12 protein-coding genes are annotated in these 18,285 nt (G+C 72.4%); 11 read left to right on the top strand and 1 reads right to left on the bottom strand.

Translation table 11 applies throughout. The annotated features are described in order from the left end of the window. The first annotated feature begins 80 nt into the window (after positions 1–80). From ACIO6U_RS29385 to ACIO6U_RS29350, 8 genes are all read left to right on the top strand, one after another. A complete protein-coding gene (locus tag ACIO6U_RS29385; RefSeq protein ID WP_401723674.1) occupies positions 81–2,057 on the top strand; it encodes a fibronectin type III domain-containing protein in 1,977 nt (658 codons plus the stop codon). A 126-nt stretch (positions 2,058–2,183) separates the two neighbouring features. Then, positions 2,184–3,248 (top strand): WxL protein peptidoglycan domain-containing protein, encoded by a 1,065-nt coding sequence (locus ACIO6U_RS29380; protein ID WP_391161559.1) that lies wholly within the window; start codon positions 2,184–2,186, stop codon positions 3,246–3,248. Positions 3,249–3,366: 118 nt separating this feature from the next. After that, the gene (locus ACIO6U_RS29375; RefSeq protein WP_355344267.1) at positions 3,367–3,894 is read left to right on the top strand and encodes a hypothetical protein; all 528 of its coding nucleotides are present in this window, start codon (positions 3,367–3,369) and stop codon (positions 3,892–3,894) included. Between the two features lie 132 nt (positions 3,895–4,026). Continuing rightward, the gene (locus ACIO6U_RS29370) at positions 4,027–4,392 is read left to right on the top strand and encodes a WXG100 family type VII secretion target (RefSeq protein WP_223186817.1); all 366 of its coding nucleotides are present in this window, start codon (positions 4,027–4,029) and stop codon (positions 4,390–4,392) included. A gap of 27 nt (positions 4,393–4,419) precedes the next feature. After that, positions 4,420–4,734: a WXG100 family type VII secretion target gene (locus tag ACIO6U_RS29365; protein ID WP_188281815.1), complete on the top strand. Its 315-nt coding sequence runs from the start codon at positions 4,420–4,422 to the stop codon at positions 4,732–4,734. A gap of 162 nt (positions 4,735–4,896) precedes the next feature. Next, on the top strand, positions 4,897–6,243 hold the full coding sequence (locus tag ACIO6U_RS29360; RefSeq protein WP_401723669.1) for an EsaB/YukD family protein: 1,347 nt from the start codon (positions 4,897–4,899) through the stop codon (positions 6,241–6,243). 247 nt (positions 6,244–6,490) lie between these two features. Then, on the top strand, positions 6,491–9,280 hold the full coding sequence (locus tag ACIO6U_RS29355; protein ID WP_391161557.1) for a right-handed parallel beta-helix repeat-containing protein: 2,790 nt from the start codon (positions 6,491–6,493) through the stop codon (positions 9,278–9,280). Between the two features lie 137 nt (positions 9,281–9,417). Further along, the gene (locus tag ACIO6U_RS29350; RefSeq protein ID WP_355344257.1) at positions 9,418–9,741 is read left to right on the top strand and encodes a WXG100 family type VII secretion target; all 324 of its coding nucleotides are present in this window, start codon (positions 9,418–9,420) and stop codon (positions 9,739–9,741) included. A 43-nt stretch (positions 9,742–9,784) separates the two neighbouring features. Here ACIO6U_RS29350 and ACIO6U_RS29345 read toward each other — a convergent pair whose 3' ends face one another. After that, positions 9,785–10,408: a hypothetical protein gene (locus ACIO6U_RS29345; RefSeq protein WP_355344254.1), complete on the bottom strand. Its 624-nt coding sequence runs from the start codon at positions 10,406–10,408 to the stop codon at positions 9,785–9,787. A gap of 147 nt (positions 10,409–10,555) precedes the next feature. Here ACIO6U_RS29345 and ACIO6U_RS29340 point away from each other — a divergent pair, with 147 nt between their 5' ends. From ACIO6U_RS29340 to ACIO6U_RS29330, 3 genes are all read left to right on the top strand, one after another. Then, on the top strand, positions 10,556–10,996 hold the full coding sequence (locus tag ACIO6U_RS29340; RefSeq protein ID WP_355344251.1) for a hypothetical protein: 441 nt from the start codon (positions 10,556–10,558) through the stop codon (positions 10,994–10,996). A 62-nt stretch (positions 10,997–11,058) separates the two neighbouring features. Then, a complete protein-coding gene (eccCa, locus tag ACIO6U_RS29335) occupies positions 11,059–15,486 on the top strand; it encodes a type VII secretion protein EccCa (protein WP_401723665.1) in 4,428 nt (1,475 codons plus the stop codon). Beyond that, the coding region (locus tag ACIO6U_RS29330; RefSeq protein ID WP_401723662.1) for a hypothetical protein at positions 15,479–18,285 on the top strand (2,807 nt) is incomplete at its 3' end. The genes eccCa and ACIO6U_RS29330, both read left to right, overlap by 8 nt.

The following is an 18,285-nucleotide window of genomic DNA, read 5'->3' as shown; positions in this document are numbered from 1 at the left end:
ATTTGCCGCCTGTTTACCAACCGATGGGAGCTTGATGACCTCAGCTCCATGCAGTTCCGTCCAAAAAGGAACAAACACAGATGAGATCGATCAGATCGGTACGGACCCACGGGTCCGTACGACGCCGCGTGGTCACCGGGGCCACCGCGGTCACCATGGGTCTGGCGCTCGCCGTCGGCGCGGGACTCACCTCCCCCGCCGTGGCCGCCGACCCCGCCGCCCTCACCAGCATCATCCTCGGTGTCGGCGCGAACGAGACGCAGCGCACGGTGACCTGGTACTCCTCGGCCGACACGGCCCAGGTCATCCAGGCCGCCCCGACCGCGACCCTGGTCAACGGTGAATTCCCGGCGGACGCCGCCACGTTCGACGCCATCGGCGGGGCGAACATCGCCACCAGCGGCGGCTTCAACCGGCACGCCACCATCACCGGACTGAAGGAGAACACGGCGTACTCCTACCGTGTCGGCTCCGTGGGCAACTGGTCGCAGACCTACGCCTTCAAGACGCAGGACTTCGAGGGCGACTACGACTTCCTGTTCTACGGCGACCCGCAGATCGGCTCCTCCGGCAACCTCGCCAAGGACCAGGCGGGCTGGAAGGACACGCTCGACGTCTCGCTGGCCGCCAACCCGAACGCCGAACTGCTGGTGTCCGGCGGCGACCAGGTCGAGACCGCGAACACCGAGGCGCAGTGGGACTCCTTCCTGGCCCCCGACAAGCTCCGTCAGTACCCGTGGGCCGCGACCATCGGCAACCACGACGTCGGCGGCAAGGCGTACGAGCAGCACCTGTACACCCCGAACACCGACCGCTCGGCGCCGTACTACGCCAACGGCAACCCGGGCTCGAACACCTCGGGCGGTGACTACTGGTACATCTACAAGGACGTGCTGTTCATCGACCTGAACAGCAACAGCTACGCCGCCTCCTCGGGCGGCGGCGGTGACGAGGCGCACGTCAAGTACGTCACCGACATCATCAACAAGCACGGCTCCGAGGCCAAGTGGAAGGTGCTCACGTACCACCACGCGATCTACTCCCCGGCCAGCCACGCCAAGGACTCGGACAACAAGCAGCGCCGTACCGACTTCACCACCGCCTTCTCGCAGCTCGGCGTGGACGTCGTCCTCCAGGGCCACGACCACAGCTACTCCCGCAGCTACCTGATCAAGAACGGTCAGAAGGCGGACGCGGCCGAGCAGCCCGGCCAGGCGGACGTGTACCCCGGTCCCGGCGGTGTGCTCTACGTGACGGCCAACTCGGCGTCCGGCTCGAAGTACTACGACATCACCAAGCCGGACAGCAGCGGCACCGGTGTCACGGGCCAGGGTCCCGACCCGCTGAACCCGGACAGCTACTGGTACAACTCGGTGCAGAACCAGGAGCACGTGCGCTCCTACGTCAAGGTCCAGGTGCGCAACGACAAGCTCGTCGTCGAGAACCTGCGCAGCGGCACCTGCACCGCGCCCAACGCGGCGGTCGAGCTGGGCCAGGTCTCCTGCGTCAACACCCCCGAGGGCCAGCCGATCGGCTCGGTCGTCGACAAGGTGACGGTGCACCCGTACCACGGCACCGGCCAGGACCTCGCGGTCAAGGTGCCCACCGCGCCCCCCGGCGAGTTCGGCTGGACCATCGACGGCTACAACGGCCTGGTGGACCTCGGCACCGCCAAGGACCACGACGGTGACTACTTCGACGCGACGGGCACCATCAACCCGATCGTCGTGTCGGACAGCCGCCGCTCGCTCGCTCCCTGGTCGATCTCGGCCAGCGTGGGCGACTTCACGGACGGCGCCAAGAAGTTCTCCGGCGCGTACCTCGGCTGGACGCCGAAGATCCTCGCCCCCGGCGCGGGTGCCAAGGCCGGCGGCACGGTCAACTCCGGTTACGACGGCGGCTCCGGCCTGTCCGTCTCGCGCGGCCTCGGCTGGGCGGACCAGGGCCACACCAAGGGCACGGCCAAGCTCGGCGCCGACCTGGATCTGAAGATCCCGGGCAGCGTCGCCAAGGGCGACTACCGCGCGACTCTCACGATCACCGCGCTCAGTAGCTGATCCCGACCGCTTGACCGCTCCACCTGAGTGACCCCGCACCACCCGGTGGGGCAGGCGCCCGCGGGCGCCCGCCCCACCGGTTCCTCAGCTCCGACAGCTCCGACCAGAACGCCCGAGGACCCCGACATGCATGTGCCCGTGACCCGCCGGACGACCGTCGTCGCCACCTTCGTCCGTACCGCCGTCCTGGCGCTGCTCCTCGCCCTCGCGGTCACCGGTCTGTCCGCGCGACCGGCCGCCGCCGCCGAGGGCGACGTCGCCTGGACCGTACGCACCGCGTCGAACAGCTTCGGCGCCGACCGGTCCAGCTACAGCTACGCCGTCAACCCCGGCGGCAAGGTCGAGGACGCGATGGTCGTCGCCAACCGGGGCAAGGCGCCGGTCGACCTCGGCGTGTACGCCGCCGACGGCTTCACCACCGACAAGGGCCAACTCGACCTGCTGCCCGCCGACAAGAAGTCCCGCGCGATCGGCGTGTGGGCGCGCGCGGCGCGCGAGCGCGTCGTGGTCCAGCCGGGCAAGACCGTCGAGGTGCCCTTCACCCTCGCCATCCCGGCCAACGCGACGCCCGGCGACTACGTGGGCGGCATCCTCACCTCGCTGACCCAGCCCGACGACGCGCAGGGCATCAACGTCGACCGGCGGCTCGGCATCAAGATCAAGCTGCGGGTCAGCGGCGCGATCAAGCCCACGCTCGCGGTGGAGGACCTGCACGTCTCCTACGGCGGTACGGCCGCCCCCTTCTCCAAGGGCGACGCCACCGTCACCTACCGCATCCGCAACACCGGCAACGCGATCATGTCGACCCGTCAGTCGGTGAAGCTCAAGGGCCTGTTCGGCTGGTTCGCGGTCACCGGCGGCAAGACGGCCACGCCGCCCGAACTGCTCCCCGGCGAGAGCTGGAAGGTGAGCGTGCCCGTCCACGACGTGGCCCCCGCCGTCCGCCTCACCGCGACCGTGACCCTCACCCCGCTGTTCACCGACGCCTCCGGCTCCACCACCCAGCTCAAGACCGTCCAGTCCACGGCCCACACCTGGGCCTTCCCCTGGACCCTCAGCGCCCTCGTCCTCGTCCTCCTCGCCCTGGCCGTCGCCGCCTTCCTCCACACCCGCCGCACCCGCACCAAGCGCAAAGCCGCCGAGGACGCCCGCGTCCGCACCGCCGTGGAACAGGCCCTGCGCGAGGCGTGAGCCACCTGGGGCCTCCGGGGCAGGTGCCAACGGCGCGGCTGTCAAAATTCTTTGACAGCCGAGCGCGTTGTCAGGGAACCTTGAGGAACGTTTTTCCCGGTGCGGAGAGGGCTGAGCCATGGAGTGGGTGGACGAGACCCGGCGCCACACCGGTTATGTGACAGCGGTGTTGGCCGACGGCGCGGAACCGGCGACGCCGCCCGAGGGCCGTCAGCCCTGGTGGTCGTACAACGGAGCGGACGGCCCCCGCGCGATCGGCGTCAAGGGCGCCTGCGAGTGCGGCTGGCGCGGCGCAGAGACCCACCCCATCATCCGGGGCGACGACGACGCCACCGAGGGCAACGACTCCCGCACCGGCCCGATGGCCGACTGGGAGTACCACGTCACCGCGACCGAAGGCGCCGTCCCCCACGACGTCGAGCAGATGCTCGCCGCCCTGCGGCGGCGCGTCGAGGAACTCTCCCGCGACCAGCCCCTCACCGCGCTGCGCGTCGTCGCCCGCGTCGAAGAGACCGCCCCCGCGCTCAGCCGCGAAGCCGTCCGCGCCGCCCGCCGCTCCCTCGTCTCCTGGGAGGCCATCGGCCGCGCCTTCGGCACCAGCCGCCAGACCACCCACGCCCGCTTCGCCCGCCACCTCCCCGACTGACACCGGCCCGGGGCCCCCGCTCCCGACGCGTTCAGAACCTGCTCAGACTCTGCTCACTGCGGCTCGTGCGGCCCGGACCGGGCCCAAACGGTGTTTGACTGCCGGGGTATCGGGCGAGGAAGGGCGGATTCCATGGCTGACCAGCCTTCTGTGAGCGTCGGTGGCGTCACGTACCGGGTCACACCCGAGTACCTGGCCACCGCCTCCAGCAACACGATGTCCACGGCGAGCGAGATCGCCGGGCAGTTGGCGGAGCTGAAGACGTATGTGAGCAGTCTGGAAGCGAGTTGGCAGGGCATCGCCCACAACCAGTTCCAGACGCTGATGGCGGAGTACGACGTCTACGCGCGGATGCTGCACGACGCCCTGGAGGGAATCTCCAAGGGCCTCCAGGGCAACTACGTGAACTACAAGGACTCCGAGCAGCAGAACCTCAACAACCTCGCCGCGCTCGGCGAGGACCTGCCGAAGGCACCGTCCGGCACCAACTTCAACTGATCCGGGCCGCACAACGAGGAGCGATTCATGGCCGATATCGACGGCACGCCGATCTACGTCGGTGAGGGACTGGCGGCGGCGGGCGGCGTGATCAACGCCAGGGCCGGGGAGATCTCCGGCGAACTCCAGTCGCTGAAGTCGCAGTTGGCGCCGATGGTGGAGGCGTGGCGGGAGAGCCAGGCCGCCACCTACTACCAGGACATGCAGAACGAGTGGGACCTGGCGGCCGACGGCCTGTTCGGACCCGACGGTGTGCTCGGCCGCATCGCCCAGGCGATGCATGTGAACTGGAGCAATTACAGTGACGCCGAGTGGTCCAACATCTCCACCTGGCGCCACTGAGACCGGCACCACGAAGACCACGCGTCACAAAAACCCCACGCCACCGAAACCAGGCGCCGCCGAACGCCGTCTTTGACGTCGGTGTCTCCGAACCCCGGCGGCACCGACCCACCGCGGCCCGCGGACGCGCGGCCGTGAGGTCCGACACCGAAGGAAACATCCGTGCCCGATGAACGCTGCCGGGTTACTGTGGTCGGCGAACGCAGGCGGATCGACCTCGCGCTTCCGGCGCAGGCCCCGATCGCCGAGTACGTTCCCCGACTCGCCTCCCTGTGCGGGCAGTCCGAGTCCGAGGCGCTGCCGCCGGTCTGGTCGCTCGCCGAGTCGGGCGGCGCTCCGATGGCCCCCGGCGACTCGCTGTCGGCGGCGGGCATCGTGGACGGCGCCACCTTGTACCTGCGCGACCAGCGGGCGGCGGAACTGGGCGAGTTGACCGTCACCGACCTCGACGAACAGGTCGCCAGCGCCCAGGACGACGGCGGCCTGTGGAGCTCCCGCCGCCGCGCCCAGTGCGTCGTGGGCGCGGGCCTGATCTTCATGGTGGCCGCGGCGGCCTGGCTCGGCGCGCTCCGGCCGGCCGGCCCGTGGGCGGCGCTGTTCGCGCTCGCCGCGCTCTGCTCGGCGCTGCTCGCCTGGTACGCGGAGCGCAAGAACTGGCCGCTGCCGCGCGCCGTACGGCAGTTCTTCGCGCTCGCCACCGTCCCGCTGCTGGCCTGCGTCGGCCTGGACGGACCGGTGCACGGCCCGGTCGCCACCCCCGTCCTCGTCTCCGTCTTCGCCGTGCTCGGCGCGGTGATCGGGCTGGTCGCGCTGCCGTCGCCCGCCACCGTGGTGCTCAACCTGCTCACACTGGTGGCCGCGCTGCTCACCGTGGCGCTGACCGCCTCGCACGCCGGGCTCACCGGCTCCGCCGCCGTCGTGTCCGTGGCGCTGTTCCTGACCGCGGGTCTGCTGCCCAGGGCCGCGGGCCAGATCGCGGTGCTCGTGCCCTCGGGACCCGACGTCAGCGCGCCCGCGCTGGACGACGGGACCGTGGCCACCGTCGTCCACCGCAGCAACGCGCTGCTCACCCTGCTCAGCGTGGTGAGCGGGGTGTTCCTCGCGGCGGCCCTGCTCACCCTGAGCGCGTCCCTCGACGTCTACGCGCTCGTGCTGGCGGGCTGCGTCAGCGTCGGACTGCTGCTCCAGGCCGCGACCGTACGCGTACTGAGCGCGGTGGTACCGCAGTTGGCCGCCGGGGTGCTGGGGCTCGTGGCGCTGACCGTACGGGTGCCGCTGTACGCGTTCGACTCGCGGCTGGCGGGCCCGCTGGCCGCCTTCGGCGTGGGCGCCGTCCTGGTCGCCTGCGGACTCTTCCTCGCCTTCGGCGCGGCTCTGCGGCCCATCGAGCCGGACCGCCCGACCTGGCCCGCGGCCGTCACCAGCGTTCTGTTCGTGGCCGCCGTACCGCTGGCCGCCGGGGTGTTCGGCCTCTTCGGCTGGCTGGCCGACCTGGGGAGCGGCCTGTGACCGAGCGACCTGCGGCCGAGCGGCCGGTGAGGGAACGGCCGGTGGCCGGGCGGCCGTTGACGGAGCGGCCCTTGACTGGGCGGCCGGTGACGGAACTGCCCCTGGCAGAAGGGCCGTTGGCCGGGCGGCCGGTTGTCGAGCGGGCGCCGTACGAGCGGCCCGCGTCCGGTCGGCCTGCGTCTGGTCGGCCCGGGACCCTCTCCTCGACCCGCCCCGTGACCCGGCCGGCGACCCCCGGGAGCGCCCGGTGAAGGCCGCCGCCCAGCGCGTGGCGCCGGGCAGTTGGGGCGGCCACCGCACCATCGCGGCGGCCGTGCGGAGCGCGGACACCGGCGCCGTCATCACCGTGCAGGCGGGCACGTACAGCGAGAGCCTGCTGCTTGACAAGGATGTCACCCTGGTGGCGAAGGGCGCCGTACGGCTGGTCGCCGTCCGCGGCCCGGCCGTCACCGTGCACGCGGGCCGCGCCGAGATCCGCGGCTTCACCCTCGTGTCCGCCGTGCCCCGCGAGGCCGCGCTGCTGGTGCGCGCGGGCGAACCGGTGCTGCGGGACTGCGAGATCACCGGCGGCCGGATCGAGGTCGCGGGCACCGCCGCCCCGCTGCTGAGCGGCTGTTCGGTACGGAAGGCCGAGGGCGCGGCGGTCCGGCTGACCGGCACCAGCCGCACCACACTGGAGAATCTGACCGTCGGCGGCTGCGTCGGCGACGGCCTGGTGGTCGAGGACGAGGCGCGCGCCGAGCTGACCGACGCCCTGGTGGACGGCGCCAGCGGGCGCGGCGTCCTGCTCACGGGCGGCGCGCACGCGACGCTGACCCGCTGCGACGTCCGCGGCAGCGGCGGCACCGCCGTCGTGGTCGAGGGACACGCCACCGCGGCGCTGCGCGACTGCCGCCTGCACGAGACGGGCGCCGCGGGCGTCTGGGTCCGCGAGACGGCGGGCCGCCTGACCCGCGCGGCCTCCGGCACGGGGCACCGGCCCCTCGCCCACGGCGAGGACGCCGAACCGGCCGCGCCCGCCACCGGATCCGCCGCCCGCCCGGGCCACGACACCCCGGGCGTACGGCTGCGCGACTGCGAGATCTTCCGCACCGAGGGCGCCGGCGTACTGGCCGACGGCAGCAGCTCCGTCCTGCTCGACGGCTGCCATGTGCACCACACCACCGGCGCCGCGATCCTGGTCACCGCCGAGGCCACCGCCGAGTTGACCGGCGTGCGGGCCGTCGACTGCCAGGACACCGCGCTGGCCGTCAGCGGGGCGGGCCGGGCCACCGCGCACGACTCCACCTTCGCCCGCAGCGGCGCCAACGGCCTGTACGCGGTGGCCGAGGCGGAGGTGACGCTGACCGGCTGCACCGTACGGGACACCGCGTACACCGGAGTGCACCTCGGCGGCGGGGCCCGCCTGCATGCCAGGGGCTGCACCGTCAGCGGTTCGCCCGAGTACGGCGTGCGGGTCACCGAGCGGTCCGAACTCCTCGCGGACGACTGCGAGATGACGGACGCGGGCCTGGCCGGGGTGTACGTGCAGGGCGGCGACGCGGCCGTCCGCGGCTGCCGGGTGTCCGGCGGACGGGAGGGCGTACACCTGCACACCACGCACCGCCCGCTGCTCGCGGAGTGCGAGATCACCGCCTCCGGCGAGACCGGCGTCCGGGTCGGCCGGGACACCGGCGCCCGGCTGGAGAACGTCACCGTCACCGGCAGCGGCACCGCGGGCCTGCTGCTGGAGGAGGGCAGCACGGCCGTCGTGGAGGGCGGCGCGGTCCGCGAGCCGCGCGGCAGCGGCGTCGTCGTACGCGCCGGGGCCCGGCCGCGCGTACGCGGCCTCACCGTCGAGGGCGCGGCGAAGAACGCGCTGTTCGTCGAGGAGGGCGGCGAGGGCCTGTACGAGGACTGCCACCTCACCAAGAGCCGCTTCCCCGCCGTCTACGCCGGTGCCCGCTCGCGTTTCCTGCTGCGCCGCTGCACCGTGGACGGCACCGACACCGACCTGCTGCGGGACGACGAGGCCGACGTGCGGGCCGAGGACTGCCTGGTCCAGGACGCGACCGATCCGCTCCTGCCGACCCTCGCGCCCCCGGCGGCGGGGGAGGAGGGGCGCGTCGCGGTGCCCGCCGTCGCCGGAGCGCCCCGCTCGGCCGCGGAGAAGGCCGAACAGGCCGCCGGTGAGACCGAGTCGACCGCGGAGGCGGCCCGCGCGAAGCTCGCGGAACTCCATGTGGAGCTGGACCGCCTGGTCGGCCTGGACAGCGTCAAACGCGACGTGGTCACGCTGACCAAGCTCATGCAGATGGTCAAGGTCCGCCAGGAGGCCGGGCTCGCGGCGCCGCCGCTGAGCAGGCACCTGGTCTTCGCGGGCAATCCCGGCACCGGCAAGACCACGGTGGCCCGCCTGTACGGCGGCTTCCTCGCCGCGCTCGGCCTGCTCGAACGCGGACACCTGGTCGAGGCCGACCGGGGCGACCTGGTCGGCGAGTACGTCGGCCACACCGCGCCCAAGACGACGGCGGTCTTCCGGCGCGCGCTGGGCGGGGTGCTCTTCATCGACGAGGCGTACTCCCTGGTGCCGCAGGGGCAGTTCACCGACTTCGGCTCCGAGGCCATCTCGACGCTGGTGAAGCTGATGGAGGACCACCGCGACGAGGTGGTGGTCATCGTCGCCGGATACCCGAGCGAGATGAACCGGCTGCTGGAGTCCAACGCGGGCCTGGCCTCGCGCTTCACCCGCACCCTGCTCTTCGACGACTACACCTCGGAGGAGCTGGTGCGGATCGTGGAGCACCAGGCCGTCGACCACGAGTACACCTTCGCGCCGCAGACGACGGCCGCGCTGCACGACTACTTCGCGGCCGTCCCGCGCGGCGAGCAGTTCGGCAACGGGCGCAGCGCGCGGCAGGTGTTCCAGCGGATGACCGAGCGGCACGCGTACCGCGTGGCCGAACTCGACCTGAGCGCCGTCGATCTCGCGGCGGCCGACGTGGAGTTGCTCACCACGCTGCTGCCCGCCGACCTCCCCCCGGGAGGCGCCGCTTGACCGCGCGGGCGGACGTACGCCCCGCTGCCCGGCGGGCGCACCGTATGGCGGCGGGCCCGGCACAGGACTTCGGCGCAGGCCCGGCACAGGACTTCGGCACAGGACTTCGGAGCGGCTGAAAGGAAGGTGACCCGCGGATGTCGGACCAACCGACCCCGGAAGAGTGGCGCGCGGACCTCGCGGCGCTGAACGACGCGATCGGCGTGGTGAAACGCGAGTCCGGCACGATCACCACCACCATGAACTCGATCGACGCCAAGGTGAAGCAGATCGGCGCCGACTGGTCCAGCCCGTCGCACGAGTCGTTCGCGGCGATGATGACGTGGTTCCACAAGGTCCAGCACGAACTGGACGAGTTGCTCAAGGACATCGCCTCGCGGATGACGACGTCGTACAACAACTACCACGACTCCGAGCACGTCAATCTGAACAACCTCAGCGACGGCGGGACCCATGGCTGAGTGCCGCCGCCGCGCACCGCGTGGGCGGTACGCGGCGGCGCGTTCAGCCCGCGGGCGGCGGCGGGAAGCGCGACTCCCGGTCGGTGTGCGCGTACACCTGCCCCGAGTGGTTGAGCAGCGCGATGTACTCGCCGAGCTTCTCCAGCGTCGAGCCGATCTGGAGCAGGGCGCGGTCCTGGGCCGGGTTCATGTCCGCGCCGAATTTCACGCCGGTCTCGGCGAACGGGTTGTCGTGCGTCTTGCCGACCGACGGGTCGTACCCGGACGAGAGCGAGGTGTGGCCCTCGCCCTCCGCGTTCTTGTCCTGGGCGCCCTGCCCGAAGACATGGCCCTTGACGGCCATGACCCGCTTGCGCAGCTCCTCGTACCGGTCGACCGCGCCGCGGGCCTCCGTGAGCATCGACTTCTCCGCGACGCGTACCGCGCTCAGGTCGATCTTCAGGTCCGCCGCGGCCTCGTACGAGTTCGGGTCGGGGCCGGAACCCTGGTCGGACTGGCTGTCCTTCGGGTCGATGTTGAAGGACGGCGGCGTGGACCAGATGACCTTGTCGGTCGGCACGAGGCCGTCGAGGTTCTTGTCGTGGTCGGGGTTGGGCGTCTCCGACCCGTCCGCGGGCGGATCGGGCAGCGGAGTGGTGTCGTATTTCGAGGTGATCGGATCGGTCACGTCGTCTGCCTCGTCTCTCTCGCGCCGACCGCACGGCCGGTTCGCCAAGCATGGGCCCGGCAGGACACCGCCAGGTTTACCACTTATATGAGGAATTGTCAGCATGCAGGTGCCGCACCGGTATCCGCTCCCCGAGAAAGGCGCGTCATGGCCGACTCCGGCACCGCCGACTACGACACCTCCGTCCTCAACATCTCCCCGACGGGCCTGAAGTCCGACGCCAACGACCTGGTCACCCTCAGCAAGACCGTCCTGTCGAGCCTCACCACCATCCGGGGCCAGTTGGAGGGACTGCACGTCGCCTGGCAGGGCCAGGCCGCCTCGGACGCCGACGAGGTCAACAAGAAGTGGGTGTCGGTCATGACCGAGCTGTTCGGCACGGAGGACGACCCGCACAAGGGAGTTCTGTCCGCGCTGGCCGACGGGGTCGGCATGGCCGCGTACAACTACACCACCGCCGAGGACGGCATCGCCGACGCCTTCAAGTCGTTCCGCACGGCCTTGACCAGTGACGACGGGAAGTCCAGCGACAAGCCGCCCGCCGCGGTCACCGACCCCAACAAGACCGCGGTCACCATGGAGTTCTAGTGCCGGCGCACCGCCCCCGCCACCTCGCCCCCACCGCCCCGACAGCCCGCTAGGCAGCCATCGTGAGTCGAATCCCCTTCCACCGCCCCGTCCGCATCACGCCCCCGCCGATGCCGGAGGGCCGGACGAAACTGGCCGGCCTGCCCCAGCGGCCACAGCCGCAGGGCGCCGCGGGCTGGCTGATGCTCCTGCTGCCCCTGCTGTCCAGCATGAGCATGGCCGCGTACATGATCGCCTACGGCAAGGCGTGGATGATCCTGCTGGGCATCGCCTTCGTCGTGGTCTCCGTGGGCATCACCATCGGCGTCCGGATGCAACTGCGCAGCCACCGCCGCCGCAACCAGTACCGGCAGCGGGAGCGGTACCTGGAGTATCTGGCCGGGGTGCGCAAGCAGGTCATGCGCTCCCAGCTCGGCCAGCGCGCCGCCGACGCCTGGCGGCACCCGCACCCGGACCGGCTCTGGGCGATCGCCACCCGCCGCCGCCGGGTCTGGGAACGCCGCCCGGGCGACGACGACTTCCTGCACCTGCGGCTCGGCACCGGCACGGTGGCGGCGGCCGACGCGCTCCAGATGCCGGGGCAGAACGACCCGACCATCGACGTCGACACGCCCTGCCAGCACGCCGCGGCCGAACTGGTCCGCGCGCACGGCACCGTCGCCGACCAGGCCGCCTGGCTCGACCTGCGCGCCGCGGGCGTGGTGAGCCTGCTGGGCCCGCGCGACCGCACCCGCAAGCTCGCCCAGACCCTGCTGCTCCAGCTCTCCGTGCTGCACGCCCCCGACGACGTGCGGATCGCCGTCGTCACCGGCGGCAACTCCGACTGGGACTGGGCCAAGTGGCTGCCGCACGCCCAGCAGCCCGACCAGGCCCAGCGCCGTGAACAGGAAGTCGTGCCGCTGCTCGCCGACGACCTCGCAGGACTCCAGGACCACCTCCAGGCCACCCTCGACCGGGCGGTCGCCGCCCGCGCCGAGCGCAACGCCCGGCTGATCTCCCAGCGCGACACCAGGCCCCGCGGTCACGTGGTGGTCTTCCTCGACGGATACGAGCCCGACGCGCCGTGGGCCCGCTCGGCGCTGCTGTCCGACCTGCTCACCGAAGCGGGCCCCGACCTCGGCGTGCACGTGGTGTGCCTGGTGGAGGAAGAGGGCTCCGAGCCGGGCCGGGTGGACGTACGCGCCCGCACGGATGCCCGCGGCGGCCTCGCGCTGGAAGGCCGTACGGCCGCGCTGCACGCCCCGGTCGAGCAGGCCGTCGTGGACGAGGTCGCGCCCGGCGTCCTGGAGGCCACCGCCCGTTCGCTGGCCCCGCTGCGGCTGACCGGCGAGCGTGAACAGGTCCTGTCGGAACACGTCTCCCTCTCCGACATGCTCGGCGTCCCCGACATCGCCCACTTCGACCCGGCCGCCCTGCGCCGCGCACCCGACGACAGGGAACTGCTCTCCGTCCCCATCGGCGTCACCGGCACCGGCGAACCGCTGACCCTGGACCTCAAGGAGTCCGCGCAGGGCGGCATCGGCCCGCACGGACTGATCGTCGGCGCCACCGGCTCCGGCAAGAGCGAACTGCTGCGCACCCTGGTCACCGGACTCGCCATGGCCCACGCGCCGGAGCACCTGGCCCTGGTCCTGGTCGACTTCAAGGGCGGCGCCACCTTCGCGGGCGTCACCGAACTGCCGCACGTCTCCGGCCTGATCACCAACCTCGCCGACGACCTCGCGCTCGTCGACCGGATGCGCGACGCGCTGCGCGGCGAACAGCAGCGCAGGCAGCGGATGCTGCGCGAGGCGGGGAACGTCGACTCCGTCCGCGAATACCAGTTGCGGCAGGCGGCGGGCGCCACCGACATCAACGGCAAACCGCTGGAGCCGCTGCCCTATCTGCTCATCATCGTCGACGAGTTCGGCGAACTCCTTTCCCAACGCCCCGACTTCATCGACCTGTTCGTGCAGATCGGCCGGGTCGGCCGCTCGCTCGGCATGCATCTGCTGCTGGCCACCCAGCGGTTGGAGGAAGGCAGGCTGCGCGGCCTGGAGTCCCACCTGTCGTACCGGATCTGCCTGCGCACCTTCAGCGCCGCCGAGTCCCGCGCCGTCATCGGCACCTCCGACGCGTACACCCTGCCCGCCATCCCCGGCTCCGCCTACCTCAAGGTGGACGAGTCGGTCTACGAACGCTTCCGCGTCGCGTACGTCTCCGCGCCCTACCAGGACCACGACGCCGACAGCGCGGGACCGGCCCTGGAACCCGTGCCCTTCGCCGTGCACGGCGACCTCGCGCCGCTCGCCGCGGACGAGGCCGAGACGCCCGGCTGGGACTGGGACCCGGAGGGCGGCTCGACCGAACTCCAGCTCGCCGTCGAGCGGTTGGCCGACAAGGACACCGCGGGCCACCAGGTGTGGCTGCCGCCGCTGCCCCCGCGCTTCACCCTCGACCCGCTGCTCGGCGAACCGGAGGCCGACCCGGAACTGGGCCTGCGCTGCGCCCTGTGGCCGTACTCCGGCGAGCTGAAGTTCCCGGTCGGCGTGCTGGACGTGCCCTCCCGGCAGGAACAGCAGCCCCTCGTACTGGACCTGGCGGGCCGTCAGGGCCACATCGCCCTGGTCGGCGCCCCGCAGAGCGGCAAGTCCACCTTCCTGCGCACCGCGATGCTCAGCGCCATGCTCACCCACACCCCCGACGAGCTCCAGTTCTACGGGATCGACATGGGCGGCGGCTCGCTGCACGGCCTCGGCGACGCACCGCACGTGGCGGGCATCGCGGGCCGCCGCGACGACGAGCGGGTCCGCAGGGTGCTGGCCGAGATCACCGGCCTGGTCACCGCGCGCGAGCAGATGTTCCGCGACCTGGGCATCCAGTCCGCGGCCGAACTGCGCGCCCGCCGCGCCGCGGGCGAAGTCCCCGACGGAGTACGGTCGGCCGACGTCGTGCTGGTGGTCGACAACCTCGCCGCCCTGCACACCGCCGACGAGAACGCCGTCGTCACCCTCACCGAGATCGCCACCCGCGGCCTCGGCGTCGGCGTCCACCTCTGGCTGACCGCCAACCGGTGGGCCGAGGTACGGATCGGCCTGCGCGACAGCATCCCCGGCCGCCTCGAACTGCGGCTCAACGACCCCACCGAGTCCGAGATCAGCCGCCCCGCCGCCCGCGTGCTCGGCCAGAGCATCCCCGGCCGGGGCCTTGCCGCCGCGGGCCTGACCCACCACATCGCGCTGCCCCGGCTCGACGCCGTCGACAGCGTCGAAGGGCTCGCCGAGGCCGGGCAGGCGCTGGTGGCCCGGCTCGCCGAGAGCTGGCGGCGGCCCGCCGCACCGGCGCTGCGCGTGCTGCCCGCGCGGATCACCGTCCGCGAGCTGACGGCCGCCGCCGCGCTGCCGCCCGCCGAGCGCTGGGAGGGCCACGGCCCCGCCCTCGGCGCCCGCGAAGTGCCCATCGCCCTGCGCGAGTCCGACCAGCGCCCGGTCGGCCTCGACCTGACCGCCGACGCCCCGCACTTCGTCGTCTTCGGCGACTCCGGCTCCGGCAAGACCGCGTTCCTGCGCGCCTGGATGCGCGGCCTGGCCGCCCGGTACAGCGCGCGCGACCTGCGCTTCATGGTCGTCGACTACCGGCACAGCCTGCTGGGCACCGTGCCCGACGAGTACATCGGCGCCCGCGGCGGCAACGCCGACCTGGTCGCGGCCCAGGCGCAGGCCCTCGCCGAGACACTGCGCACCCGGATGCCCCCCGCCGACGTCACCGCCACCCAACTCGCCGCGCGCGACTGGTGGCACGGCCCCGAGCTGTACGTCGTCGCCGACGACTACGACCTGGCCGCGGGCACCATGGGCCACGGCCCGCTCGCCGCGCTGGCCGAATTCATCCCGCAGGCCGCCGAGTTGGGCTTCCACCTCGTGCTCGCCCGCCGTGTCGGCGGTGCCAGCCGCGCCCTGCTGTCCGACCCCCTGCTGAGCAAGCTCAAGGAGATCGGCACGGACGGGCTGCTGCTGTCCGGCGACCACCGCGAGGGCGTCCTGATCGGCGACCAGCGCGCCTACCGGCGTCAGCCGGGCCGCGGCACGCTGATCCGGCGCAGCTCCGCCGTCCCCGCCATCGTCCAGGTCGCCATCGACGAGCTGGGCGAAGAGGCCCCCGGCGAAACGGGCCCTGGCGGAACGGGCCCTGGCGGACCGGGCCTTGGCGAAACGGCCCCCGGCGGAACGGCCCCCGGCGGAACGGCCCGTGGCGTAACGGCCCCTGGCGGAACGGCTCTTCGTGAAGGCGGCGAGCCGGTGAACGTACCGGGCCCCGCCGCCGAGCCGGTGCCCGCGGGCGTCGTGGCGGGGCACGGCGACGATCCGGGTTCCCCCGAACCCGCCGCCAGGCAGCCCGACGTGGCCCGGTACGTCACGGGACCCGTGACCCGCCTGGGCGGCGGCCCCGAGAACAGCACTCGTCCGAGTAGCAGCGGTACGCCCGAGGAAAGCGGCCCCGACCATGGCTGACGCGGATTCCGTACTCAACACCATCAAGCTCGACGACATCTACGAACTGGGCAACGCCTGGATCCGGATGGGCGACGACCTCCACGAGCGCAAAGTCGCCGTCAACGGCTACGTCTCCGAGCTCGGCATGACCGGCAAAGCCGGTGACGAAGCGCGCCTGGCCTGGCAGGAGGGCGTCGCCCCGACCATCGACAGCGCCGCCGAGACCGCCTGGACCATCGGCCAGACGATCAACCGCTACGCCGACGAACTGCACAAGGCCGCGGCGGAGTACGCGAAGAAGCTCAACGCCGCGATGTGGGCCGACATCCTCGGCGCCCTGCTCGGCGCCGTGTTCTTCGCCCTCGGCCCGCTGCTCAGCGGACTGCTCGCCATGATCGGCCAGTTGCTGGCCCGGCTGATCCCGATCATGGCCCAGATGGCCGCCCGGATCGGCTCGGTGGCCACCGCGGTCATCGAGATCACCGGCAGCGCCGTCATCGGCGCCGCGTCCAACCTCGCCTTCGACATCGCCGTCGGCAAGATCGGCGCGGACATCGCCGGTACCGACTACGAGGTCGACTGGAGCATGGAGGCGTGGAGCCTGGGCATCGGCGGTGCCTTCGGCGGCATCAGCGGCGGGCTCGGGGCCTTCCACTACACCCCGCGTCCGGGAAAGCCGGGCTCCGGCCCCAAGACCGGGGCCCCACCGCCCGTCTCACCTCCGCCTCCCACGCCGATCGGCGGCAAACCGCTGGGCGGCGGTGGCGGCGGCGGGAAGTCCCCGATCGGTCCGCCCCCGTCGCGGATCGGCGGCGGCGACCACGCGACGCCGATCACCGACGGATCGGGCAAGGGCGGTCCCGCCCCCGACTCGGGACCGATCGTCACCAAGAACTCCTCCGGCGGCGAGTTCAGCGGCACCAACAGCGGACCCGGCGGCGGCCACCACAGCAGCGACGTCGGCGCGCCCGCCCCCAAGGGCGACGACTCCGCCGGGGGGTCGAAGGACCCCGGCAGGACGCTGGGCGCTCCGCCGGCCAATCCGTACGGGGTGAAGACCCGTCCGGTCGGTGACGGCGGTTCGAACGGGTCGTCGGGGTCGTCCGGTTCATCGGGTTCATCGGGTTCGTCGGGTTCGTCGGGCAAGGGCGAGTCCGATCCGGGCAGGACGCTGGGCGCTCCGCCCGCCAACCCGCACGGGGTGACGTCCCGCCCGTACGGTGACGGCGGTTCTAACGGGTCGTCGGGCTCTTCGGGCAAGGGGGACGGTTCACCGGGAGGTGCGAAGGACCCGGGCAGGACGCTGGGCGCTCCGCCCGGCAACCCGCACGGCGTGAAGGACCGCCCGTACGGCGAGAGTTCCGGCGATTCGAGCGGTTCCAACGGTTCCAACGGGTCCAAGGGGTCCGGTGGGTCGGCCAAGCCGCTGAGCCCGAATCCGATGGACAATCCGGGCAGGCGGCTGGGCGGTCCCGGCGAGAATCCGTTCCCCGGTCCCGGCACGAAGGCCGAGGGCGGCGGGCCGGTCAAGGCGCAGCCGACCGGGCCCGGTTACGACTACCCGGCGACCAGTTCCCACGGCCGTCCCGACGGTTCGGGCTCCGGCAACCCGATGGACGGGCCGGGCCACCGCCTCGGCGGCGGCAAGCCGGACCCCAACAGCCTCTGGAAGGAACCGAATCCGGACGCGCCGGGCAGCAACGGTCCGTCGAAGGCGCAGCCGACCGGGCCGGGTTACGACTATCCCGCGACGAGTTCCCACGGCCGCTCCGACGGATCGTCCGGATCGGGCACCGAAGGGAAGCCCGGCGGGCCGGGCGGGTCGAATCCGATGGACGGGCCGGGGCACCGCCTCGGCGGCGGCAAGCCGGACCCCAACAGCCTCTGGAAGGAACCGGGTTCTGGCAACCGCGGCGGTGGTCCGCGCGACAACGGATCGACGGCGCCGCCCGCGCCGAAGGCCCCGGCGCGTACGGGGCCCGGCCATGACCAGCCCGCGACGCTCGGCGACAAGCCGGGCGGGCGGCAGAACGGCGGCGACGCGGCGGGCTCGGGCGACGGCGGCGGCAATCTGCGGTCCAACCAGGGCAACAGCAGCCACACGCAGATCGAGACCGCGCCGCCACCGCACGAGCCCGGTTCCGGCACGAACTCCGGTTCCGGCAAGGGCAGTCACTCCGACAGCGGCCAGAGCGCGCCGCCGCCCCGGAAGGAGACGACGGAGACCGCACCGCCTCCGGGCGAGGCCCCGCCGACCCCGGTGGCCCCCGCGCTCAAACCGCCGGTGCCCTCCGGCAAGGAGGGCGGGAACCCGCAGGGAGGGAATTCCCAGGGCGGCAACACGCAGGGAGGCAACCACCAGAGCGGAAATCCGCAGGGCGGAAACTCCCAGGGCGGGAACTCTCAGGGCGGGAACCGTCAGGGCGGGACATCGAAACCCCCGGCTTCGAGCGGCACCGGCCCCGACCCGATGGCGAATCCCGGCCGGACGCTGGGCGACGGTAAGTCGGTACCGGCCAGGGAGCCGCGTTCGGGTGGTTCTTCTGAGTCGTCGCCGGTGCCGTTGAGTCCGAATCCGATGGACAATCCGGGGCGTCGGTTGGGTGGTCCGGGTGAGAATCCGTTCCCCGCGCCGGAGACGAAGCCGCAGGGTTCCGGCGAGTCGCAGTTGCACTCCGACCCGATGGCGAATCCCGGCCGGACGCTGGGCGACGGGAAGCCGGTACCGGCCAGGGAGCCGCGTTCGGGTGGTTCTTCTGAGTCGTCGCCGGTGCCGTTGAGTCCGAATCCGATGGACAATCCGGGGCGTCGGTTGGG

Source organism: Streptomyces sp. NPDC087422, assembly GCF_044744145.1.
Classification (GTDB): Bacteria; Actinomycetota; Actinomycetes; order Streptomycetales; family Streptomycetaceae; genus Actinacidiphila.
The sequence above is the reverse complement of the archived record's forward strand: the minus strand, read 5'-3'. Positions and strand labels throughout refer to the sequence as shown.